Source organism: Streptomyces sp. NPDC005931, assembly GCF_042871235.1.
GTDB lineage: Bacteria > Actinomycetota > Actinomycetes > Streptomycetales > Streptomycetaceae > Streptomyces.
In genome coordinates, this window is sequence record NZ_JBIAIG010000004.1 from 504473 (window position 1) to 526256 (window position 21784).

The 21784-nt window shown below is 71.8% G+C and carries 18 protein-coding genes and 1 pseudogene; 10 read left to right on the plus strand and 9 right to left on the minus strand.

What is annotated here, in order from left to right; all coding sequences use genetic code 11:
- Positions 1–134: 134 nt before the first annotated feature.
- A complete protein-coding gene (locus tag ACFYOV_RS13380; protein ID WP_389086627.1) occupies positions 135–533 on the minus strand; it encodes a DUF4307 domain-containing protein in 399 nt (132 codons plus the stop codon).
- 148 nt (positions 534–681) lie between these two features.
- Between ACFYOV_RS13380 and mca the strand changes: the two genes are divergently transcribed.
- From mca to ACFYOV_RS13415, 7 genes are all read left to right on the plus strand, one after another.
- Positions 682–1563: a mycothiol conjugate amidase Mca gene (gene mca / locus ACFYOV_RS13385; RefSeq protein WP_389086629.1), complete on the plus strand. Its 882-nt coding sequence runs from the start codon at positions 682–684 to the stop codon at positions 1561–1563.
- A complete protein-coding gene (locus ACFYOV_RS13390) occupies positions 1556–1819 on the plus strand; it encodes a hypothetical protein (RefSeq protein ID WP_389086631.1) in 264 nt (87 codons plus the stop codon). The genes mca and ACFYOV_RS13390 overlap by 8 nt, the downstream gene beginning before the upstream one ends.
- Before the next feature lie 311 nt (positions 1820–2130).
- Positions 2131–4164 (plus strand): thioredoxin domain-containing protein, encoded by a 2034-nt coding sequence (locus ACFYOV_RS13395; RefSeq protein ID WP_389086633.1) that lies wholly within the window; start codon positions 2131–2133, stop codon positions 4162–4164.
- A 232-nt stretch (positions 4165–4396) separates the two neighbouring features.
- Positions 4397–5665, plus strand: coding sequence for a glycosyltransferase (locus ACFYOV_RS13400; protein WP_389086636.1), 1269 nt, complete (start codon positions 4397–4399; stop codon positions 5663–5665).
- Entirely contained in the window at positions 5662–7308 is a 1647-nt protein-coding gene (locus ACFYOV_RS13405; RefSeq protein WP_389086638.1) for an ArnT family glycosyltransferase, read from the plus strand. The genes ACFYOV_RS13400 and ACFYOV_RS13405 overlap by 4 nt, the downstream gene beginning before the upstream one ends.
- Positions 7305–8486 carry a glycosyltransferase gene (locus ACFYOV_RS13410; RefSeq protein WP_389086641.1) on the plus strand — a complete coding sequence of 394 codons (1182 nt, stop codon included), beginning with the start codon at positions 7305–7307 and terminating at the stop codon, positions 8484–8486. Before ACFYOV_RS13405 ends, ACFYOV_RS13410 begins: the two co-directional genes overlap by 4 nt.
- A complete protein-coding gene (locus tag ACFYOV_RS13415) occupies positions 8483–10900 on the plus strand; it encodes a galactose oxidase-like domain-containing protein (RefSeq protein WP_389086643.1) in 2418 nt (805 codons plus the stop codon). The genes ACFYOV_RS13410 and ACFYOV_RS13415 overlap by 4 nt, the downstream gene beginning before the upstream one ends.
- 18 nt (positions 10901–10918) lie before the next feature.
- Here the strand turns inward: ACFYOV_RS13415 and ACFYOV_RS13420 are convergent, their stop codons facing one another.
- The 5 genes from ACFYOV_RS13420 to ACFYOV_RS13440 form a co-directional block, all read right to left on the minus strand.
- A complete protein-coding gene (locus ACFYOV_RS13420; protein WP_389086645.1) occupies positions 10919–11650 on the minus strand; it encodes a Mut7-C RNAse domain-containing protein in 732 nt (243 codons plus the stop codon).
- A gap of 4 nt (positions 11651–11654) precedes the next feature.
- Positions 11655–12365, minus strand: a complete 711-nt coding sequence (locus ACFYOV_RS13425) for a TetR/AcrR family transcriptional regulator (protein ID WP_389086648.1) — start codon at positions 12363–12365, stop codon at positions 11655–11657.
- Positions 12366–12370: 5 nt separating this feature from the next.
- On the minus strand, positions 12371–12718 hold the full coding sequence (locus ACFYOV_RS13430; RefSeq protein WP_389086650.1) for a hypothetical protein: 348 nt from the start codon (positions 12716–12718) through the stop codon (positions 12371–12373).
- Positions 12718–13041: a hypothetical protein gene (locus ACFYOV_RS13435; RefSeq protein ID WP_389086653.1), complete on the minus strand. Its 324-nt coding sequence runs from the start codon at positions 13039–13041 to the stop codon at positions 12718–12720. The genes ACFYOV_RS13430 and ACFYOV_RS13435 overlap by 1 nt, the downstream gene beginning before the upstream one ends.
- A gap of 115 nt (positions 13042–13156) precedes the next feature.
- Complete coding sequence (locus ACFYOV_RS13440; RefSeq protein WP_389086655.1) at positions 13157–13870, minus strand: hemolysin III family protein; 714 nt, start codon at positions 13868–13870, stop codon at positions 13157–13159.
- A gap of 317 nt (positions 13871–14187) precedes the next feature.
- Between ACFYOV_RS13440 and ACFYOV_RS13445 the strand changes: the two genes are divergently transcribed.
- The gene (locus ACFYOV_RS13445; protein ID WP_389086657.1) at positions 14188–16008 is read left to right on the plus strand and encodes a phosphoenolpyruvate carboxykinase (GTP); all 1821 of its coding nucleotides are present in this window, start codon (positions 14188–14190) and stop codon (positions 16006–16008) included.
- A gap of 195 nt (positions 16009–16203) precedes the next feature.
- On the opposite strand, the gene ACFYOV_RS13450 is transcribed toward ACFYOV_RS13445, so the two are convergent.
- A complete protein-coding gene (locus ACFYOV_RS13450) occupies positions 16204–16842 on the minus strand; it encodes a YitT family protein (protein WP_389086660.1) in 639 nt (212 codons plus the stop codon).
- Positions 16843–16943: 101 nt separating this feature from the next.
- On the opposite strand from ACFYOV_RS13450, the gene ACFYOV_RS13455 reads away from it, so the two are divergent.
- On the plus strand, positions 16944–17420 hold the full coding sequence (locus ACFYOV_RS13455) for an Lrp/AsnC family transcriptional regulator (protein ID WP_389086662.1): 477 nt from the start codon (positions 16944–16946) through the stop codon (positions 17418–17420).
- 68 nt (positions 17421–17488) lie between these two features.
- Here ACFYOV_RS13455 and ACFYOV_RS13460 read toward each other — a convergent pair whose 3' ends face one another.
- Both ACFYOV_RS13460 and ACFYOV_RS13465 read right to left on the minus strand, forming a co-directional pair.
- On the minus strand, positions 17489–18982 hold the full coding sequence (locus ACFYOV_RS13460) for a glycosyltransferase (protein ID WP_389086665.1): 1494 nt from the start codon (positions 18980–18982) through the stop codon (positions 17489–17491).
- A gap of 243 nt (positions 18983–19225) precedes the next feature.
- Positions 19226–19606: pseudogene (locus tag ACFYOV_RS13465) on the minus strand (toxic anion resistance protein); the annotation flags it as partial.
- 562 nt (positions 19607–20168) lie between these two features.
- On the opposite strand from ACFYOV_RS13465, the gene ACFYOV_RS13470 reads away from it, so the two are divergent.
- On the plus strand, positions 20169–21665 hold the full coding sequence (locus ACFYOV_RS13470; RefSeq protein WP_389086667.1) for an FG-GAP and VCBS repeat-containing protein: 1497 nt from the start codon (positions 20169–20171) through the stop codon (positions 21663–21665).
- The last annotated feature ends 119 nt before the right edge of the window (positions 21666–21784 follow it).

Below are 21784 nucleotides of genomic sequence, written 5' to 3' on the forward strand. Positions count from 1 at the left end.
TCGCCCTACCCAGAAGAATGTTCCTCCACGGATGGGCGAAACCACGAGCCTAACAATTCACGGGCGCAAGGGGGAGGACATAAGCCACCAGATTCCTGTCGCCGCAGGTCAGTGGCTATGTAATCCAGACGACATCAGTCGGCGTGGCAGCCGACCAGCTCGGCCGTCGTCCCCGGGGAGGTCGTACGCAGGGTGACGACCTCGTCGATGCGGGTGGCGTCCCCCTCGAAGCGGAAGTCCGCCCGGCCGACCTCGGCGCCGTTCTCGGCCTGGGAGCGCACCGTGCAGTAGCCCGTCACCCCGGCGTCCTTGTGGACCTCCAGGTGCACCTTCACCGCTTCCTTGGAGACGTCGAAGGTGATCACCTCGGCGCTGATGGAGCTCCGGGCGACGTAGTGGTAGCCGAACCAGCCGACGACCGCCAGCAGCACCGCGCCCAGGGCCACGCCGATGATCTTGAGCGTGCGGTCGGCGCGCTGGTCCGAGGTACGGCCGTAACGGCCCTCGGGCGGTCGCGTGCTCGCCGTGCTCATGATCGTCTCCTCGGCAGGGGCGGGACCGGCGGTCCCGTGCGGGGGACCGGAGCGGAACCCGGAATTATTCGCCCCCCGATTCGGTCACTATAGAAGCCTTCGATTGCGCCGACGCACACCGGGCGCCTACCGACTTGAGGATTGAGTCTTGACTGACCAGCTGCGACTGATGGCCGTCCACGCCCACCCCGACGACGAGTCGAGCAAGGGCGCGGCCACCATGGCGAAGTACGTGTCCGAGGGGGTGGACGTGCTGGTGGTGACCTGCACCGGCGGGGAGCGCGGCTCCATCCTCAATCCGAAACTCCAGGGCGACGCCTACATCGAGGAGCACATCCACGAGGTGCGCAAGAAGGAGATGGACGAGGCCCGCGAGATCCTCGGCGTGCAGCAGGAGTGGCTCGGCTTCGTGGACTCCGGCCTGCCCGAGGGTGACCCGCTGCCGCCGCTGCCGGAGGGCTGCTTCGCCCTCGAGGACGTCGACAAGGCGGCCGGCGAGCTGGTGCGCAAGATCCGCTCCTTCCGTCCCCAGGTGATCACCACCTACGACGAGAACGGCGGCTACCCGCACCCCGACCACATCATGACGCACAAGATCTCGATGGTGGCGTTCGAGGGCGCGGCGGACACCGAGAAGTACCCCGAGGACGAGTTCGGCCCGGCGTACCAGCCGCTGAAGCTGTACTACAACCAGGGCTTCAACCGCCCCCGCACCGAGGCGCTGCACCAGGCGATGCTGGACCGCGGGCTGGAGTCGCCCTACGGGGAGTGGCTGAAGCGCTGGAGCGAGTTCGAGCGCAAGGAGCGCACGCTCACCACGCACGTGCCGTGCGCCGACTTCTTCGAGATCCGCGACAAGGCGCTGATCGCGCACGCCACGCAGATCGACCCCGACGGCGGATGGTTCCGGGTGCCGATGGAGATCCAGAAGGAGGTCTGGCCGACGGAGGAGTACGAGCTCGCGAAGTCGCTCGTCGATACCTCCCTCCCCGAGGACGACCTCTTCGCGGGCATCCGGGACAATGACTGACATGAGCGCAAGCGCAAGCCTGGCACTGACGCACCTCGTCCCCCTCGCCAAGGAACTCGACAAGGACAAGGTCACCCCCGGAGTCCTCGGCTTCATCGTCTTCGCGGTGATGGCCCTGGCGGTGTGGGGTCTGATGAAGTCGATGAACCGCCACATGAACAAGGTCGACTTCGACCAGCCCGAGGACCCGCGGACGCGGTCCGGGGAGGACGTGGAGGCGGCGGCCTCCGGCGCGGAGCGGCGCAAGCAGGACTGAGCGGCACTGGCCTCCGGAGGCTCTCGGCGCTCCCCGGCTCCGGACTTCCGGCTCCGGGGCCCCAGGGCTCCCCGGCTTCGGCGCTCCCGGGTTCCTGCTCCGGGGCTCCGGAGGGCAGCGCACCGCTCGGCCATGAGCGGTGCGACGGGTCACGTCGTCGAGCTCGTCGAGCCCGAGGCCACCCCCACCACTTCCGCGCGTGCGGGCTCGGAGGTACGCGGTCGGCCCCTGGGCCGCGTGAGCGCCCGAAACGGCGGGTGGTGCGGTGTGCTGGGCCGGTCCCGGGCGGGTACTGCGGCAGGATGGACACCATGCCGAACCGACTGGCGCACGAGACGTCCCCGTACCTCCTCCAGCACGCCGACAACCCCGTCGGCTGGTGGCCCTGGACTCCCGGGGCCTTCGAGGAGGCACGCAAGCGGAACGTGCCCGTCCTGCTGAGCGTCGGCTACTCCAGCTGCCACTGGTGCCACGTGATGGCCCACGAGTCCTTCGAGGACCGGGACACCGCCGACTACCTGAACGCGCACTTCGTGAGCGTGAAGGTGGACCGCGAGGAGCGCCCCGACGTGGACGCCGTCTACATGGAGGCCGTGCAGGCGGCGACCGGGCAGGGCGGCTGGCCCATGACCGTGTTCCTCACCCCGGACGCCGAGCCGTTCTACTTCGGCACCTACTTCCCGCCCGCCCCCCGCCACGGCATGCCCTCCTTCCGGCAGGTCCTCCAGGGTGTCCACCAGGCGTGGGAGGAGCGGCGGGACGAGGTCGGCGAGGTCGCCGGGAAGATCGTGCGGGAGCTGGCGGCGCGGGAGCTGTCCTTCGGTGACGCCCGGGCGCCGGGCGAGCAGGAGCTCGCGCAGGCGCTGCTGGGGCTGACCCGGGAGTACGACCCGCAGCGCGGCGGATTCGGCGGGGCGCCGAAGTTCCCGCCGTCCATGGTGATCGAGTTCCTGCTCCGGCACCACGCCCGCACCGGCGCCGAGGGCGCCCTCCAGATGGCCCGCGACACGTGCGAGCGCATGGCCCGCGGCGGCCTCTACGACCAGCTCGGCGGCGGCTTCGCGCGCTACTCCGTCGACCGGGACTGGGTCGTGCCGCACTTCGAGAAGATGCTGTACGACAACGCCCTGCTGTGCCGCGTCTACACCCACCTGTGGCGGGCCACGGGCTCTGCGCTCGCGCGCCGGGTCGCTCTGGAGACCGCCGACTTCATGGTCCGCGAACTGCGCACGCCCGAGGGCGGCTTCGCCTCCGCGCTGGACGCCGACAGCGATGACGGAACCGGCCGGCACGTGGAGGGCGCCCACTACGTGTGGACGCCCGCCCAACTGCGCGAGGTGCTGGGCGAGCAGGACGCCGAGCTGGCCGCCCGGTACTTCGGGGTGACGCAGCAGGGCACCTTCGAGGAGGGTGCCTCGGTGCTGCAACTCCCGCAGGAGGAGGGCGTGTTCGACGCGGAGCGGGTCGAGTCCGTCCGGGCGCGGCTGTTCGCCGCGCGGGCCGCGCGGCCCGCACCCGGCCGGGACGACAAGGTGGTCGCCGCCTGGAACGGGCTCGCGATCGCCGCGCTCGCCGAGACCGGGGCCCTGTTCGAGCGGCCCGATCTGGTCGAGGCCGCCGTGGCCGCGGGCGACCTGCTGGTGCGGCTGCACCTCGACGAGCTGGGCCGCATCGCCCGCACCAGCAAGGACGGCCACGTCGGTGCCAACGCCGGGGTGCTCGAGGACTACGCCGACGTCGCCGAGGGCTTCCTCGCGCTGGCCTCGGTGACCGGGGAGGGGGTGTGGCTGGAGTTCGCCGGGCTGCTGCTCGACCACGTCCTCACCCGCTTCGCCGACCCGGAGTCGGGCACCCTGTACGACACCGCGGCCGACGCCGAACGGCTCATCCGGCGCCCGCAGGACCCCACCGACAACGCCACCCCCTCCGGCTGGACGGCCGCCGCGGGCGCCCTGCTGGGCTACGCCGCGCACACCGGCTCCGCACCCCACCGCACCGCCGCGGAAAGGGCGTTGGGCGTGGTGAAGGCGCTCGGACCACGGGTGCCGCGGTTCATCGGCTGGGGTCTCGCCGTGGCGGAGGCCGCGCTGGACGGGCCGCGCGAGGTCGCCGTCGTCGGTCCCGCCCTCGACGACCCGGGCACAAGGGCCCTGCACCGCACGGCACTTCTGGGCACCGCGCCCGGCGCGGTGGTGGCCGTGGGCACTCCGGAGAGTGACGAGTTCCCGCTGCTCGCCGACCGGCCGCTCGTCGGCGGTGAACCGGCCGCGTACGTCTGCCGTAATTTCACCTGTGACGCGCCGACGACCGATCCGGACCGGCTGCGCGTGGCGCTGGGCGGCTGAAACGGCAGCCGTACCAGGCGCTTCGCGCTGCCCGGACGTGGAACGGGAAGCGAAAGAATCCGGTCGGTTCCGGTCGGGTCATGCACCCGTCCGCAACAGGCTTTTTATCGGAACAGTCCCCGTGCTTCACAACTCCCCCTTAATCTCTGCACGGTGACGTGATGTCGGTGACGCAGTCCGGGTGACGCACCGTCACGTCGCGGGGGGTTCCAAAAGATCTGGGGGGATCTGTTTGCTCACGTCCGTGTTCATTGCTGTCGTTTCGCTGGCCCTTTTCTGGATGGCCGCGTTCACCCTGTGGTGGCAGATGCACGCCTGGCGTACGCCGGAGGTGCTGGCCTCCACCCGGTTCAGCAGCCCGGACGGCGGCGAGCACCTGTCGTTCTCGCTGCTGCTGCCGGCCCGGCACGAGCAGGCCGTGCTCGACCACACCATCCAGCGGCTGCTGGAATCCAGCCACACCGACTTCGAGATCATCGTCATCGTCGGCCACGACGACCCGGAGACCACCGCGGTCGCCGAGGCCGCGGCGGGCCGCGACCCACGGGTCCGGGTCGTCGTGGACACGCACGAGAAGAAGAACAAGCCGAAGGCCATGAACACGGCGCTGCCGCACTGCCGCGGCGACGTCGTCGGGGTCTTCGACGCCGAGGACCAGGTCCATCCCGAGCTGCTCGCCCACGTCGACCACGCCTTCCGCACCACGGGCGCCGACGTCGTGCAGGGCGGTGTGCAGCTGATCAACTTCCACTCCAGCTGGTACAGCCTGCGCAACTGCCTGGAGTACTTCTTCTGGTTCCGCTCCCGCCTCCACCTGCATGCGCAGAAAGGGTTCATCCCCCTCGGCGGCAACACCGTCTTCGTCCGCACCGCCGTGCTGCGCGAGGCCGACGGCTGGGACCCGGACTGCCTCGCCGAGGACTGCGACCTGGGCGTCCGGCTCTCCAGCGTCGGCAAGAAGGTCGTCGTCGCCTACGACTCCGACATGGTCACCCGGGAGGAGACGCCCGGCTCGCTGATGTCGCTGCTGAAGCAGCGCACCCGCTGGAACCAGGGCTTCCTCCAGGTCTACCGCAAGAGGGACTGGAAACAACTGCCCACGTTCGGGCAGCGGATGCTGGCCCGCTACACCCTGATGACGCCGTTCCTCCAGGCCTTCACCGGGATCATCATCCCGCTGAACGTGGCCATCGCCCTCTTCCTCGACGTGCCCGTCGGCATCGCCTTCGTCACGTTCCTGCCGGCCGTCACCGCCCTGGTCACCTTCGTCTTCGAGGTCGTCGGGCTGCACGACTTCGGCAAGCAGTACGGGCTGCGCGTCCGCCTCGTCCACTACCTCAAGCTCGTCGTGGGCGGGCCCTTCTACCAGGTGCTCCTCGCCGGCGCCGCGGTCCGCGCCGTCTGGCGCGAGCAGCGCGGCCGCAACGACTGGGAGCTGACCACGCATGTCGGCGCGCACCTGACGACCGCCGACGTGACCCGAGAGGACGTTCCCGCGTGACCTCCACCCTTCCCGCGGTGACCACGCCGAAGGTCCCCGCGCAGCGCCCCTCCGTGCCCCCGACCGGCCCGGCCGGCCGAACGCTCCCGCCGAGCCGGCTGCGCTCCTCCCGCGCCGACCTCCTCCTGTGCGGCGTGCTCCTGGTGGCGATCCTCGTCGTCCAGGGCTGGAACATCGCCGACTACCCCACCCTCAGCGACGACGAGGGCACCTACCTCGCCCAGGCCTGGGCCGTGCAGGAGGGCAGGGGACTGGCCCACTACACCTACTGGTACGACCATCCGCCGCTCGGCTGGATCCAGCTCGCCCTGCTGACCTGGATTCCCGCGATGCTCAGCCCCGAGTCGATGACCGTGGGCACCATGCGCGCCGTGATGCTGGTGGTCAGCGGTGTCAGCGCGGTCCTGGTGTTCGTCCTCGGACGGCGGCTCGCCCTGCCCCGCTGGGCCGCCGGGCTCGGCATGGTGCTCTTCGGGCTCTCCCCGCTGTCGGTGGTGCTCCAGCGGGAGATCTTCCTGGACAACCTCGCGGTGATGTGGACGCTGCTCGCCTTCACTCTCGCCGCCTCCCCGAGCCGCCATCTGTGGCACCATTTCGGTGCGGGGATCGCCGCCGCCACGGCGGTCCTCACCAAGGAGACGATGCTCGTCGTCCTGCCCGCCCTGTTCGTCACCATGTGGCGGCACAGCCACCGCGACACCCGCAAGTTCGCGCTGACCGGCGCCGTCACGGCGTGCGGCCTGATCGGGTTCTCCTACCCGCTGTTCGCCCTGCTGAAGGGCGAGCTGTTCCCCGGCGACGGGCACGTGTCGCTGTGGGACGGCATCACCTACCAGATGACCAGGCCCGGTTCGGGCTTCATCCTGGACGAGGGCTCCGGCTCCTGGGGCGTGCTCCAGTCCTGGCTGTACTACGACCGCATCCTGCCTCTCGGCGGGCTCGCGGGCGCCCTGCTGCTGCTCGCCACCTGGCGCTGGTCGGTCACCGCCCGCGCCCTGGCCGGTCCCGCCCTCACCGTGGCGATCCTGGCCGCCCTCGCGCTGCGCCCGAACGGCTACCTGCCCGCGATGTACGTCATTCAGGCGCTGCCGTTCCTCGCGCTGGTCCTGGCCGGCGGCACCGCGAGCGTCGCGCACGCCGTCCTGCGCCGCGGCCGTTCCGCGACCGAGCGCAGAGCCGTCGGCCGCGCCCGGTACGCGCTCGCCGGCGTGCTCGCCCTCGCCGCCTGCGCCTCCGTCGTGCCCCGCTGGTACGACGGTGCCCGCACCGCCGTCACCACCGACGCCAACGCCCCCTACAAGGCGGCCACGACCTGGCTGGCCACCGAGGTGGACGACCGGGCCGGCATCCGTGTGCTGGTCGACGACGCCATGTGGCTGGACCTGGTGCACGCCGGGTACCGGCCCGGCCTCGGCGTCATCTGGTTCTACAAGGCCGATCTCGACCCCGCGGTGACGAGGACGATGCCGCGCGGCTGGCGGGACATCGACTACGTGGTCGCCTCGCCGACGGTGCGGCGCGACGCGAAGGACCTGCCCACCGTCCGGGCCGCCATCGAGCACTCCGAGCCGGTCGCCGTGTTCGGCACCGGTGCGGACCGTATCGAGATACGTCGGGTCGAGACCGCCGGAGGCACCCGATGAGCCAGGAGTCCATGGTCCCCGGCGAACTGGGCGATCCGGCCCTCGAACCGGTCGAGGTGCCGGAGCCGGGCGCCGTCACCATCGTGGTGCCGACGTTCAACGAGTCGGCGAACGTACGGCAGTTGCTGCACCGCATCACCGAGTCGGTGCCCGCCCGGCTGCCCTGCGAGGTCGTCTTCGTGGACGACTCCACCGACGACACCCCCGAGGTCGTCCGCGAGGCGGCCCAGGACTGCCCCTTCCCGGTGACCGTGCTGCACCGCGAGGAGGCCGTGGGCGGCCTCGGCGGCGCGGTCGTCGAGGGCATCAAGGCCGCGTCCTCGGACTGGATCGTCGTCATGGACGGCGACTGCCAGCACCCACCGTCCCTGGTACCCGAGCTGGTGGCCACCGGAGAGCGGGCGGGTGCCCAACTGGTGGTGGCCTCCCGCTACATCGAGGGCGGCAGCCGGGCCGGGCTGGCCGGCGGCTACCGGGTGGCCGTGTCCCGTGGGGCGACCTGGCTCGCCAAGTCCCTCTTCCCGCGCCGACTGCACGGCATCAGCGACCCGATGAGCGGCTTCTTCGCCATCCGCCGCAGCGCCGTCTCCGCCGATGTCCTCAAGCCCCTCGGCTACAAGATCCTCCTCGAACTCGCCGTCCGCAGCCGCCCGCGCAAGGTCACCGAGGTGCCGTTCGTCTTCCAGGAGAGGTTCGCCGGGGAGTCCAAGTCCACCGCGCGGGAGGGGATGCGCTTCCTGCGGCACCTCGCCGGACTGCGCACCGCGTCGCCGCTGGCCCGCATGGTCGTCTTCGGGCTGATCGGGCTCACCGGATTCGTGCCCAACCTCGCCGCGCTGTGGGCGCTGACCGAGGCCGGGGTGCACTACCTGCCCGCCGAGATCGTCGCCAACCAGTTCGGGGTGGCCTGGAACTTCCTGCTCATCGAGAAGCTGCTGTTCCGCGAACGGCGGCGGCACCGGCACTGGGCCGACCGCACCGTGCGGTTCGCGCTGCTCGCCAATGCCGACCTGGTGCTGCGCCTGCCGCTGATCGCGCTGCTGGTCGGCCGGTTCGGGGTGGCCGCGCTGCCCGCCACCGCGCTGGCGCTCGTCATCACCTTCGTCCTGCGTTTCGTGGGAACCGAGGCGCTGGTGTATCTGCCTCGCAGGAGTCGCACCGCAAGGAGCACCGCATGAGAAAGCCCTCGCCGAGATCCGGACGCAGTACGGCCCTCCTCGCCGTCACCGCCCTCACCACCGGCCTCCTCCTCACCGCCCCGCAGCCCGCCTCCGCCGCCAACCTGATCAAGAACCCCGGCTTCGAGACCGCCGGCACCGGCGACATGCCGTACTGCTGGCAGAAGTCCGGCTGGGGCGACAACGACTTCACCTTCACCACCACCCCCGACGCCCACACCGGCGGCAAGGCCATGCGGGTGGAGCTGACCCGCCGGGTCGACGGCGACCGCAAGGCGCTGATCACCGAGTCCGCAGCATGCGCCCCGGTGGTGACGCCGGGCAAGCAGTACGACCTGGGCCTGTGGTACAAGACCACCACCCCGGACGCGGCCGTCACCCTGTTCCGGCACGACACCACCGCCGGCTGGCAGTACTGGACCGACCTCAAGACGCTGGAGATGCGGGGCGAGTGGACCGAGGCCACGGTCCGCACCCCCGAGGTGCCGGCCGGCACCGACCGCATCTCCTGGGGTGTGTCCGTCTACGGCACCGGCTCGGCCACCACCGACGACTACACGATGGAGCAGGTCGCCGAGCCGGTCCCGGAGCCGGGCTGCACCGGCACCGCGCGGGAGTGCGCCGACGGCAGCTGGGAGGTCCTGCCCGCGCAGAACCCGGTGCGCTCGATGCACTCCGTGGTCCTGCACAACGGCAAGGTGCTGCTGATCGCCGGTTCCGGCAACGACCCGGAGCGGTTCGAGGCGGGCACCTTCACCAGCGCCGTCTACGACCCGGAGAACGGCACCTACAAGGTCGTCCCGACCCCGGACGACATGTTCTGCGCCGGGCACGTCCAGCTCAAGGACGGCCGGGTCCTGGTCATGAGCGGCAACAAGGGCTATCCGTCCGCCGACGGCACGATCGGCTACCAGGGCTACAAGGACTCGTACGTCTTCGACCCGGAGACCGAGTCGTACACGAAGACCAACGACATGAACGACGGCCACTGGTACCCGTCGGCGACCGTCCTCGGCAACGGCGACGTGATCAGCTTCGGCGGTCTGCGCGAGGACTCCACCGGTTCGGTGACCGCCGACTTGTGGTCGGACGCCGAGCAGCGGTGGCTGCCGACCTGGAAGGTCAACCAGACCTGGTCCTACTGGGGCCTGTACCCGTCGATGATCCTCATGCAGGACGGCCGGCTCTTCTACTCCGGCAGTCACGTCTTCGGCAACAACATCCCGGGCACCGGCTCCGCGATCTACGACTACCAGGCCAACACCATCACCCAGGTCCCGGGCCTGCGGAACAAGGACGAGCGGGACCAGTCGGCGAGCGTGCTGCTGCCCCCGGCGCAGGACCAGAAGGTCCTCACCCTCGGCGGCGGCAACATCGACTCCAACCCGGACGCCAACCGGCTCACCGACATCATCGACCTCAAACAGCCGGACCCGTCCTACGTCGCCGGCCCGCCGATCCCGCAGGGCACCGTCGACTACGGCAACGGCCCGGTCCCGCAGACCGGCGGTCAGGGCAAGATGTACGTCTCCGCGGTCCTGCTGCCCGACGGCAAGGTGCTGGAGACCGGCGGCGCGCTGCACAACCGGGCCAACCCGGTCTTCGAGACGTCGGTCTTCGACCCGGCGTCGGAGACCTTCGACCCGGTGGCCGCCGACCCGGAGGCGCGCGGCTACCACTCCTCGGCGTTCCTGCTGCCCGACGGCCGGGTGATGACCACCGGCGACAACCCGGGCAACGGCTCCTGGAACCACAACGTGTCGATCTACAGCCCGCCCTACCTGTTCAAGGGCGAGCGGCCCACGATCACCTCGGTGATCGACACCGAGTGGAACTACGGAGACACCCAGCGGATCACCGTCGACCGGCCGATCGCCAAGGCCGAGCTGATCCGTCCGGCCGCCGTCACCCACTCCTCCGACCCCAACCAGCGGTTCGTGGACCTGCCCCTGTCGGTGGACGGCGGCACCGTGGACCTGAACGTGACGAGCAACCCCAACCTGGCCCCGCCCGGCTGGTACATGCTCTTCGCCGTCGATGCGAACGGGGTGCCGTCGGTGGCCCGTTGGGTGCACCTTCAGGGCCCGGCGGGGCTGACCGGGGCGGACGCCTCCGCCCACGTCCACGACTTCGCCGAGGCACCGCAGGGCGAGGTCACCGGACCCCGCAGGAAGCGCGCCTCCGAGCCGGTCGGCCCGGCGGTCTCCGGCTGCGACCGGCACTACGGCTCGGCCAACGTCTGCGTGCCGACCGTCTTCCCGGCGGAGGTCCGGGCGACCACCGCGGCCCGCTGCACCTGGCTGAAGCAGCACGACTACGGCCCGCTGAAGGTCAACGGCAGGGACGATCCGCTGCGGCTGGACCGCAACCGTGACGGCACCGCCTGCGGCAAGGGCGACGCCCGGCGCCGGTGAGACGACCGGCCGGGGTGCTCAGCCCCCCTGGACACCCCGGCTCAGGGCGCGCTCCACGATCGCCTCCAGCTGGTCGTGGTGCGCGCCCTTCCAGTAGGCACGCCCGCACGCGGAGCACTGGGCGAACACGTCGTAGGTGCGGTGCGTGCCGCCCTTGAGCTGGTCGGCGACCTGGTCCTTGGTGGCCCGGCGCAGCAGCCCGTTGCAGGCCGTGCAGCGGGTCCAGGGCCGCAGCTCGGGCCGGAACCGGTCCAGCACGTAGCGGAGTTGCTCGTCGGGCCGGGTGCTGTAGACGAACGCGCCCGCCCACAGTTCGCGGCGGCGCAGCAGGCCGCGGTCCCGGCTGAGCATGACCCGTTGCTCGGCGGCCGACCGGGCGGCCAGCGCGGGGTCGCCGATGTCCGTCGACTCGTACGCGGTGTCCACGCCCAGCAGGCGCAGCCGGCGGGCCAGCGTGCCCAGGTGCACGTCGAGCAGGAACCGCAGGGGCGCGCCCGGCACCCGCTGGGGGTGTGCGACGGGGCGCACGGTGACCGACTCGCCCGCGGCCGGGACGTGCGAGGCGGGGACCTCGCGGCCGTCCACGAGCAGCGCGCCGACCTCGGTCAGCGGGACGCCGAGCGACTCGATGACGTGACCGAGGCTGGAGACGCCGTCGGTGGCGGCCCTGGTCACGCCCGTGGGCCGGGCCTGCGGGACGAAGAGGAGCAGGTCGGGGGCGAACTCGACGTTGATCTCGGGACCGTTCACCCGGTCAGGATGTCACGGGGCGCTCGGCGTCGCGCGAGGGTTTCGTGCCGGGCAGGCCGTGCTCGAAGACGTCCAGGGCGCGGTCGATCAGGTCGGCGACGTCGTCCTCGTGGCCGTGTTCGGCCCAGTAGTTCGACACCTCCAGCATCCCGCCCATGAGGGACATGGTGCACACCCGCACCTCCAGCCCGTCCGGGTCGAGACCGGTGCGCGCGGCGATCGCCCCGGCGAGCAGGCGGCCGGTGGCGGACAGGCTCTCCAGCATCCGGGAGCGCACCGCGGGCACCTCGAGCATCAGCCGGGCCCGCAACAGCGTGACCTCGGGCTCCTCGGCCATGGCGAGGCCCACGGCGCGGCGCATCACGTACCGGACGGAGTCCAGCCAGGGTTCCTCGGCGGGCCGCGCGGCGAGTTCGGCGAGCAGCGGCTCGTCGTACTCGTCGGTGAGGACGATGTCCTCCTTGGTCGGGAAGTAGCGGAAGACGGTCGACGGCGACACCTCGGCGCGCTCCGCGATCTGCTCGATCGTCGTCGCCTCGTAGCCCTGCTCCCGGACCAGCGCGTAGGTCGCGCCCCGGATCGCCTGCCGGGTCTTGATCTTCTTGCGCTCACGCAGCCCCGGGCGGGGCGGTTCGGCGGGGTTCCCGGTGGGGTTCCCGGCGGGGACCGCGCCGGGTGTTCCCGAGGTGGTGAGGGGGGAGCGTGCGGCCGTCATGCGGGTCATTGTCGACCATCGGCCTCGGCGGCGGCCACGTCCGCGTCCGCGTCGGCCCGGGGCCCGGGGTCGGGCAGGTGGGCCGCGGCGAGCAGGGCGGCTGCGAGGGCCGTGACGCCGCAGGTCACGAGGGCCGTGGCCATGCCGTCGACATAGGCGGCGTCGGCGGAGCGGGCGAGGCCGGGAAGGCCGAGCCGGTCCGCGACGGTGTGGGCCGCGCTGAGGGACTCCCGGGCGGCCTCGGCGGCGGGGGCGGGCAGGAGCGAAGTGTCGAGGCGGGCGGGGTACGTGTCGGCGACCAGGCTGCCGAGCAGGGCGATGCCGAGGGCGCCGCCGCCTTGGCGCAGCGTCATCAGCGGTCCTGAGCCGCTGCCGGCCTCCTCGGGGGGCCGCCGAGCGCCGCGTCCCTCGCGGGCACCGTCGTCAGGCCGGAGCCCAGGCCCGCCAGAGTCAGCCACAGCGCGGTGAAGCCGTAGCCGCTGGCGGTCTCGGTGCGGGAGCCGGGCAGCGCGGCGAAGCACAGCACGGCCAGGCCCGCCGAGACCACCGGCCGCGGTCCCAGCCGGTCCGCCAGGGCGGTGCTCGCCCGTGCCGAGACCAGCAGGCCGCCCGTCGTCGCCGGCAGCCGCAGCCCGGTGCCGAACGCGTCACGGCCGCGCGTCCCCTGCCCGCGCACACGGAAAGGGCCGCGCACCAACGGGACAGGGCCGCGCACACACGCGAAAGGGCCGCGCACACACGCGAAAGGGCCGCGGCGTCCGTGCCGCGGCCCCGGGGTGGGTCGACTGCTCCTAGGCGTGCTGGTACGCCACCAGCGAGATCCCGACGTAGTGGGCGACGAACGCCGCCAGCGTGAAGGAGTGGAAGACCTCGTGGAAGCCGAACCAGCGCGGTGAGGGGTTGGGCCTCTTGATGCCGTAGACCACCCCGCCCGCGCTGTACAGCAGCCCGCCCACGATCACCAGGACCAGGACGGCGATGCCGCCGGTGCGCATGAAGTCGGGCAGGAAGAAGACGGCCGCCCAGCCCATGGCCAGGTAGCACGGGGTGTACAGCCAGCGCGGGGCGCCGACCCAGAAGACCCGGAAGACGATGCCGGCGGCCGCCGCCGCCCAGATGCCCCACAACAGCCACTGGCCCTTGGCGCCGGGCAGGAGCAGCATCGTCAGCGGGGTGTAGGTGCCGGCGATGATCAGGAAGATGTTGGCGTGGTCGAGGCGGCGCAGCACGCCGTCCATGCGGGGGCTCCAGTTGCCCCGGTGGTACAGCGCACTCACGCCGAAGAGCAGGCAGGCCGTGAGGGCGTAGATCCCGCAGGCGATGCGGCCGCGCGGGGAGTCGGCGAGGGCGGTGAGCACCAGTCCGGCGACGAGGGCGGCCGGGAACATGCCGAGGTGGAGCCACCCGCGGAGTTTGGGCTTGACCGGATGCGGCAGGGAGAGCGCCACCGGTCCGCGGCCGTCGGCCGGCGGCTCCGTGGGCGCGTCGGGGGCGAACGCAGTCATGTCCGCATCGTACCTACGGAACCGTAAGTTACGGGTCAGCGGGAAGAATTGGCGGCGCGGAGTGGCCATCGTCTCATGTCCGCCCTCGCGTGGTCACGCAAAGAATGCGTTATGTGAACCCAACGTGCACGTAAATCGCCACGAAAAACCGTGGCCATCATCACGTCGCTCACCTGTGCGCTCCTCTGGACAGATGGGCATGGGCGTCGGATGATCAAATGAGTGCGGTCGGCACCGGATGAGCGCGCAAGATCCAGCATCCGGGTCGCAGCCCCCACGGGGCCTGTCAACACAAAACCCCTCATTTAGGAGCAATCGTGGCGCGCGACATCGCGGCTCCCAACGTCCCCACCACCCATCAGGGACTGATCTCCTGGGTCAACGAGATCGCGGAACTGACCCAGCCGGACCACGTGGTCTGGTGCGACGGCTCCGAGGCCGAGTACGACCGGCTGTGCGAGGAGCTCGTCGCCAAGGGCACCTTCAGGAAACTCGACCCGATCAAGCGCCCCAACTCCTACTACGCCGCCTCCGACCCCACCGACGTCGCCCGGGTCGAGGACCGGACGTTCATCTGCTCCGAGAAGGAGGAGGACGCCGGCCCGACCAACCACTGGAAGGCCCCCGCCGAGATGCGGGAGGTCTTCACCGGTGAGAAGGGCCTGTTCCGCGGCTCCATGCGCGGCCGCACGATGTACGTCGTGCCCTTCTGCATGGGCCCGCTCGGCTCGCCGCTGTCCGCGCTCGGCGTCGAGATCACCGACTCGGCGTACGTCGCCGTGTCCATGCGCACCATGACCCGCATGGGCCGGGCGGTCCTCGACGAGCTCGGCTCCGAGGGCTTCTTCGTCAAGGCCGTGCACTCCCTGGGCGCCCCGCTGGAGCCCGGTCAGGCGGACGTGCCGTGGCCGTGCAACTCCACCAAGTACATCTCGCACTTCCCCGAGGACCGCGAGATCTGGTCCTACGGCTCCGGCTACGGCGGCAACGCCCTGCTCGGCAAGAAGTGCTACGCCCTGCGCATCGCCTCCGTCATGGCCCGCGACGAGGGCTGGCTCGCCGAGCACATGCTCATCCTGAAGCTGACCCCGCCGCAGGGCGAGTCCAAGTACGTCGCCGCCGCCTTCCCGTCCGCCTGCGGCAAGACCAACCTGGCCATGCTGGAGCCCACGATCTCCGGCTGGACGGTCGAGACGATCGGCGACGACATTGCCTGGATGCGCTTCGGCGAGGACGGCCGCCTCTACGCGATCAACCCCGAGGCCGGCTTCTTCGGCGTCGCGCCGGGCACCGGTGAGCACACCAACGCCAACGCCATGAAGACCCTGTGGGGCAACTCGGTCTTCACCAACGTCGCCCTCACCGACGACGGCGACGTGTGGTGGGAGGGCATGACCGAGGAGCCCCCGGCCCACCTGACGGACTGGAAGGGCAACGACTGGACGCCCGAGTCGGGCACCCCGGCCGCGCACCCCAATGCCCGCTTCACCGTCCCGGCCTCGCAGTGCCCGATCATCGCGCCCGAGTGGGAGGACCCCAAGGGCGTGCCGATCTCCGCGATCCTCTTCGGCGGGCGCCGCGCCAGCGCCGTACCGCTGGTGACCGAGTCCTTCGACTGGAACCACGGCGTGTTCCTCGGCGCCAACGTGGCCTCCGAGAAGACCGCCGCCGCCGAGGGCAAGGTCGGCGAGCTGCGCCGCGACCCGTTCGCGATGCTGCCGTTCTGCGGCTACAACATGGGCGACTACATGGCCCACTGGATCGACGTGGCCAAGGACAAGGACCAGTCCAAGCTCCCGAAGATCTACTACGTCAACTGGTTCCGGAAGAACGACGAGGGCCAATTCGTCTGGCCCGGCTTCGGCGAGAACAGCCGTGTGCTCAAGTGGATCGTGGAGCGCCTGGAGGGCAGGGCCGAGGGCGTCGAGACCCCGATCGGCGTCCTGCCGGCCAAGGAGGCGCTCGACACGGAGGGCCTGGACCTGTCCGACTCCGACCTCGACTTCCTGCTCACCGTCGACAAGGACGTGTGGCGCGAGGAGGCCGCACTGGTCCCCGAGCACCTCAACACCTTCGGCGACCACACGCCCAAGGAGCTGTGGGCCCAGTACCGCGCGCTGGTGGAGCGCCTGGGCTGAGGCCCGTACAGACTCCGCGGCCGGTCACGGATGCCCTGACCAGCGATCGTCACGGCCGGCCGCGGAACTCACCGGCGGGACCCCGCACAACGGCGTGCGGGGCGACGGGCCTGTCGCCGTCCCTCCGTCCGCCCCGACGGACCGGACGGCGACAGGCCCCCCGCCTGCTGTTCCGCCCCCGGCCGCTCCCGCCCGTCACACGCCGGTGTAGCGCCCCGGCCGGTGGTTGAAGGCGAGCACGACGTTCAGGACCACGGCGCCCGCGGTGGACAGGAGGACCTCCGCCGGGGACACCACCGCGAGAGACGCGACCACGATGGCGACGTCGAGCACCATCTGCACGTACCCGGCGCGCAGCCCCAGGCGTTCCTGGAGCACCAGGGCGAGGATGTTGAAGCCGCCGAGGCTGGACCGGTGCCGGAAGAGGACCAGCAGTCCGATCCCGGCGAGCAGGTTGCCGGCGAGCGCGGCGTAGACCGGGTCGATGTCGATGCGGGCGATCTCCACCGGGTGGAGCGAGGTCATCAGCGAGAAGAGACCGATCGACAGTCCGGTGCGGATCATGAAGCTCCAGCCCTTCTTCGCGACGGCGAGTGCGAAGAACGGCAGGTTGACCGCGACGAAGACCACGCCGAACGGCACGTCCACCGCGTAGCCGAGCAGGAGCGCGAGGCCGGCCGTGCCGCCGGTGACCGTCCCGCTGGTCTGCACGAGGAAGAGCCCGAGGGACGCGACGAAGGTTCCGGTGAGGATCGCCAGCAGATCCTCGAACCCGCTGTGCTTCTGCGGCTCCACGGCCGGGGTCGTCAGGGTGCCGGTCACTCCACTGGTCATGGTCACGATGGTCGAAGCGCCGCGCACGGAATTTCAAGCTCCGGCCCTTTCGGTGGGACAGATGCACAACGGGGCCCCGAAAGCGCGGCAGAATGACAAGCATGCGCGCGATCGACCCGCTCGACGCCCGGATCCTGCTCGCTCTCGACGACGACCCCGGCGCGACGATCCTCCAGCTGGCGAAGGTCCTCGGCGTGTCCCGCAACACGGTGCACGCCCGACTCCAGCGGATGGACCGGGCCGGTGTGCTGCTCGGCTTCAGCCAGCGCGTGTCCCCGGCGACCCTGGGCTACACCCTCGTGGCGTTCGTGTCCCTCGCCATCGGCCAGCGCGAGGGGGCCGGCGCGCTGCGCCTGCTGGAGGGCATCCCGGAGGTCGTCGAGGTGCACGCGACCACCGGCGAGGCCGACCTGCTCGTCAAGGTCGTGGCCCGGGACACGGCGGACCTGCACCGCATCACCACCGCCATCCTCGACATCGAGGGCGTGGTCCGCACGAGCACCGCCGTCTCGCTCTTCCAGGCGATGCCCAACCGGACCCGCGCCCTGCTCGAGTCGCTGGCCGTCGACGGCACCTGAGCGCGCCGCTGCCCGCGCGGGTCTTCGCCGTGCCGCAGCGCCGCCGCTCGCGCGGGGTCCGCCGTGCCTCAGCGCCGCCGCAGCAGCCGTCGGCGGACGCCGCGTCCCAGGGCGCGGCCGTCCGCGACGACCAGCGTCACGCTCCCGTTCCGCTCCTGCCGCAGCCGCGCCGCCAACGGCCGGGTGCCGTACACGGACAGCCGCCGGGCGCCCGCCCGCTGGGGGAGGGGAGACGGCCTCCCGCCCGCGGCGGGCTCCGGGAACCGCAGGGGGACGTCGTGGCGGAGCCTTCCGTCGGGCGACGTCACCCGCAGCAGCAGCTCCCACCGGCCGGACCGGTGCGCGTACCGGCGGACAGCGCCCAGGTCGAGGACCGTCCGGGCGGTCAACGGGGCATCGGTGGCGCTCGCCGTCCCGGCCGGAACCTGCACCTCGTGACCGTCGGCGTGGCGCAGCACGACGTAGTGCCCGGCCCTGCGGAAGCCGGTGCCGCGGTAGTGCCCACTGCGCACCAGCACGGCCAGCCGCCGCCCGTCGTCGAGCCACTCCAGGGCGCGGGCGCCGGGTTCGAGCTCGGCCCAGGAGAGCTTGTCGTGCCGGGACAGCGAGAGCAGTTCGCCGATCCGTCCCCCCTCGCGCAGCAGCCGCGCGCGGAGCTGGTCGAGCGGCGAGAAGGAGTCCATGACCTCCGGCGGGACGAACTCGCGCAGCACCTCGCCGGCGAGACGGGCGTACGACTCCTGACGTTCGGCGGAATCCCAGCGGTGATAGTTCGGGCCGAACTTCGCCAGCAGCTCCACCCTGACGAAGCGCACGAGCAGTTCGTTGCGCCGCTCACCGGGCTCGGTCAGATCCACGACCGACCGCAGAGCCGCACGCACCGCGGAGTAGAACGACTCGGCCGGCGGCTGTTGCTTGGTCAGATGGGGGTACCCCTCCCGGTTCACCAGGTAGTAGCAGTCGTAGTCGGCCACCACCGAGATCGCCCGTGCCCTGAGGTAGGCGGGCACGATGAACGGCTGCTCCTCGGCCAGCCGCACCCCCTCGGCGAACCGCAGCCCGTGCTCGACCACCAGGGAGCGCCGGAAGAGCTTGTGCGGGGTCAGGCTGAACATCGCCCTCGTCGACCACACGTCCCCCCGCTCGACGGTGGCGGCGAACGGCTCGGTCGGCACGCCCCGGCCGACGCCGCGCATCCGGCCCAGCACCACGTCCGAGCCGTTGCGCTCGGCGGCCTCCACCATGCGCCGCAGGGCGTCCAGGCCGAGGCGGTCGTCCGGGTCGGCGAAGAAGAGGAACTCGCCCCGGGCCAGGTCGATGCCCCGATTGCGGGGCCCGCCGGGCGCCCCGGAATTCTCCTGGTGCACGACTACGAGGTTCGGGTGCCGCCGCGCCCACCGGTCCAGCAGGTCGCCGCTGCCGTCGGTGGACCCGTCGTCCACGGCCACGACCTCGATGTGCTCGAATCCCAGGGTCTGTGCGACGACCGACTCCAGGCACTCGTCCAGGAAACGCTCCGCGTTGTAGACCGGGATGATCACGGTGACCGCCACGTCGCTCATGCCGACCCCTCCCCTTCCGGTGTCATGACACCGGTCAGACCACCGGGGACGCCGTGCCGGTTGTGCCGCTTCCGGAGATGCGCGCCCTGTTGGTGCGATCGCCCTCGCGCCGTCCCGAGGTGTTCACCGAGCCCTTCCCCGAACTCGGGCAAACGGGGCATGCCGGGTGAGCGGCATCGTCCCCCTCGTCATCCGCGTCCCCGGTCCTCCAGATACCGGGTGTGCGACTCCTGCCGCCGCGCCTCCGTTGGCGGTGGGCAGGTCCCGCGGATCCAGGTCCTCCACCACCCGGCGGAGTTCCACGAGCGTGCCCGCGACCCGCGACGGGGCGTCGCCGCCCCGGGCCGGGAGGCTGCTGACCGTCCGCTCCAGCATGCGGTTGGACTGGGCAGCCGCGGTGCGCATCTCGTCGGCGCCCAGGGTGGTGATCTCGGCGACCTTGCCGGAGAACTCGGGGGAGCGGGCGTCCAGGGCGGCGAGTCCCCGGACGTACTCGGCCGCCTTGCGCTCCAGGTCCCCGCGGACGGCGTCGTCGACGGGGACGAGCCCGCCGGCCCTCTCCCGGGGCACGGGGGCCACCGCCTCCGGCGGGGTGGACGTGAAGGCGTCCTGGTCGGTGGTCATGTCCTGTTCCCCCGTCATCCGCGGGCCCTGCGGGCGGGGTTCGCGCAGTACCGCGGAGGTGGGCACGGGCGCCTGCCGGACACCGGTTCAGTCCCTGGTTGAGGTAGGTGTCGCGGTCGGCCGCGGCCGGTGCGAAGCCGGCGGAGCCGCCCCGCGGCTGGCCGGGCCGCCGCACCTCCCGATGACGTCCTCGCACCGCACGGCCCTGCCGCCGCCCCGCCCCGCCCCCGCCGCCCCCTGCCTCACTCGCCTCCTGCCTCACCCGCCCCCTGCCTCACTCGGCCACCGCGGCACCGGTGCGTCGGGCAGCGCGGGCCCCCGGCCCGTCGTCGATGCCGACCGCCGCGTGCGGGGGCCGGCGCGACCGCCCCACCCGGACGTCGTACGTCACGTCCCCGCGCGTCGGCGCCGCGACGGACGGTCGCGTCCTTCATCGTCCTCCGGTTGTGAAGTGCTGGTGAACGAACCGAGGTCGTTCTCCGCTGGGTACAACCCCGGACCGACCACGGCCGTCGTGCAAGCGGCCCCCCACGCCTCACCCGTTCTCCGAACTGGAGCAATCTTGCGCATACGTACCATGGCGGCCGCGACGGCGGTCGTCACGGCAACCGCGGCCCTGTCCCTCGCACTCGCCCCCACAGCGAGCGCGGTCACGCCCGTGGCCGACGACTTCAACGGCGACGGGGTCGCCGACCTCGTCGTGGCCACCCCCAACGCTCCCGTCGACGGCCACATCAGCGCGGGTTCGGTCACGGTCCTCTACGGGTCCGCGGACGGCGTCTCGCCCGCCCGCTCGACCACCCTCACCCAGAGCTCACCGGGCGTCCCCGGGGACGTCCGCTCGCACGACCTGTTCGGTGCCACCCACGCCGCCGGCGACCTGGACGCCGACGGTTACACCGACCTCGTCGTCGGCACGCCGGGCGACTCGGTGCCGTACAGCAGCTCCTACGGCACGGTCACCGTGCTGTGGGGTGGCGCGAACGGCCTGACCGGCGACGGCGTGTCGATCGCCAGCCCGTACGCCACCAGCGAGTGGTCGTCCGAGAAGGACTACGGCAAGAAGGTCGTCGTCGCCGACCTGGACGGCGACGGCGTCCCGCAGATCGCCACGCTCAGCCGCACCAACCTGTGGGTGTACGACGACCTGGTGGGCCCCACGGCACCCACCGATGTGCGGTACTTCCAGAACTACAACGCCTACATACAGCCGCGCACCCTCACCGCCGGCAGCTTCACCGGCGCCGGGCGTGCCCAGCTCGTCGTCACCGGGCCGGAGAACTGCGGCGGGACGACGGGTGGCTGCCAGTACACCGCCGTCTACACCTGGGGCGACAGCGGGCTGCAGGAGACCTCGGTCCAGGACCCCGGTGCCGACGCCACCGGTGCGAACGAGGCGCCCACGGTGGCGGCCGCCGCCGGGGACATCGACCGTGACGGCTACGCCGACCTCGTCACCGGCCACGTCCCGGCGACGGCGACGACCTCGGGCGAGTACTCGGACGCCGCCGGCTTCGTCCACGTCCGCTACGGCAGCGCGCAGGGCCTCGGCGCCCAGCGCACCGTCACGCTCGACCAGGACACGCCCGACGTCCCGGGCACCGACCGGGCCGGCGACAACTTCGGCGCGTCCGTCGCGGTCGGCGACGTCACGGGTGACGGCTACGCGGACGTGGCCGTCGGGGTGCCGGGCAAGACGGTCCGCGGTGCCTCGCAGACCGGCGCGGCGGTGCTGCTCAAGGGCACGGCCACCGGACTGACCGGCAGCGGCGCCCAGGCGTTCGACCAGACGACGGCCGGTGTGCCCGACACCGCGGAGGCGGACGACTGGTTCGGCTCCGCCGTGGCCGTCACCGACCTCGACGGTGACGGCACGGCGGACGTCACGGTCGCGGCGAAGGGCGAGGACGTCGCCGCCGGCTCGTCGCGCGACGGCGGTGACTGGGTGCTGCGCGGCTCGGCGGACGGTCTCACGACGACCGGCGCGACGTGGTTCGACGCGGCGTCCCTCGGCCTCACCTACCCGAACGCCGAGTTCGGCTCGGTCCTGGGCGGCTGATTCCGGGCCGGCCGCTTCGCCGCAGTCCCCGCCGCAGTCGCAGTCCCTGACGCAGTCGTGGTCGCTGTCGTCCGGACGGTGGCGACCGCGACAGCGGCGGGTGAGCGGCACGCGGCACC

Excerpts from the sequence above, each read along its gene's own strand:
- ACFYOV_RS13380 (WP_389086627.1), bottom strand. The coding sequence starts at position 533 with ATGAGCACGGCGAGCACGCGACCGCCCGAGGGCCGTTACGGCCGTACC.
- ACFYOV_RS13390 (WP_389086631.1), top strand. The coding sequence starts at position 1,556 with ATGACTGACATGAGCGCAAGCGCAAGCCTGGCACTGACGCACCTCGTC.
- ACFYOV_RS13395 (WP_389086633.1), top strand. The coding sequence starts at position 2,131 with ATGCCGAACCGACTGGCGCACGAGACGTCCCCGTACCTCCTCCAGCAC.
- ACFYOV_RS13410 (WP_389086641.1), top strand. The coding sequence starts at position 7,305 with ATGAGCCAGGAGTCCATGGTCCCCGGCGAACTGGGCGATCCGGCCCTC.
- ACFYOV_RS13415 (WP_389086643.1), top strand. The coding sequence starts at position 8,483 with ATGAGAAAGCCCTCGCCGAGATCCGGACGCAGTACGGCCCTCCTCGCC.
- ACFYOV_RS13425 (WP_389086648.1), bottom strand. The coding sequence starts at position 12,365 with ATGACGGCCGCACGCTCCCCCCTCACCACCTCGGGAACACCCGGCGCG.
- ACFYOV_RS13430 (WP_389086650.1), bottom strand. The coding sequence starts at position 12,718 with ATGACGCTGCGCCAAGGCGGCGGCGCCCTCGGCATCGCCCTGCTCGGC.
- ACFYOV_RS13440 (WP_389086655.1), bottom strand. The coding sequence starts at position 13,870 with ATGACTGCGTTCGCCCCCGACGCGCCCACGGAGCCGCCGGCCGACGGC.
- ACFYOV_RS13450 (WP_389086660.1), bottom strand. The coding sequence starts at position 16,842 with ATGACCAGTGGAGTGACCGGCACCCTGACGACCCCGGCCGTGGAGCCG.
- ACFYOV_RS13455 (WP_389086662.1), top strand. The coding sequence starts at position 16,944 with ATGCGCGCGATCGACCCGCTCGACGCCCGGATCCTGCTCGCTCTCGAC.
- ACFYOV_RS13460 (WP_389086665.1), bottom strand. The coding sequence starts at position 18,982 with ATGAGCGACGTGGCGGTCACCGTGATCATCCCGGTCTACAACGCGGAG.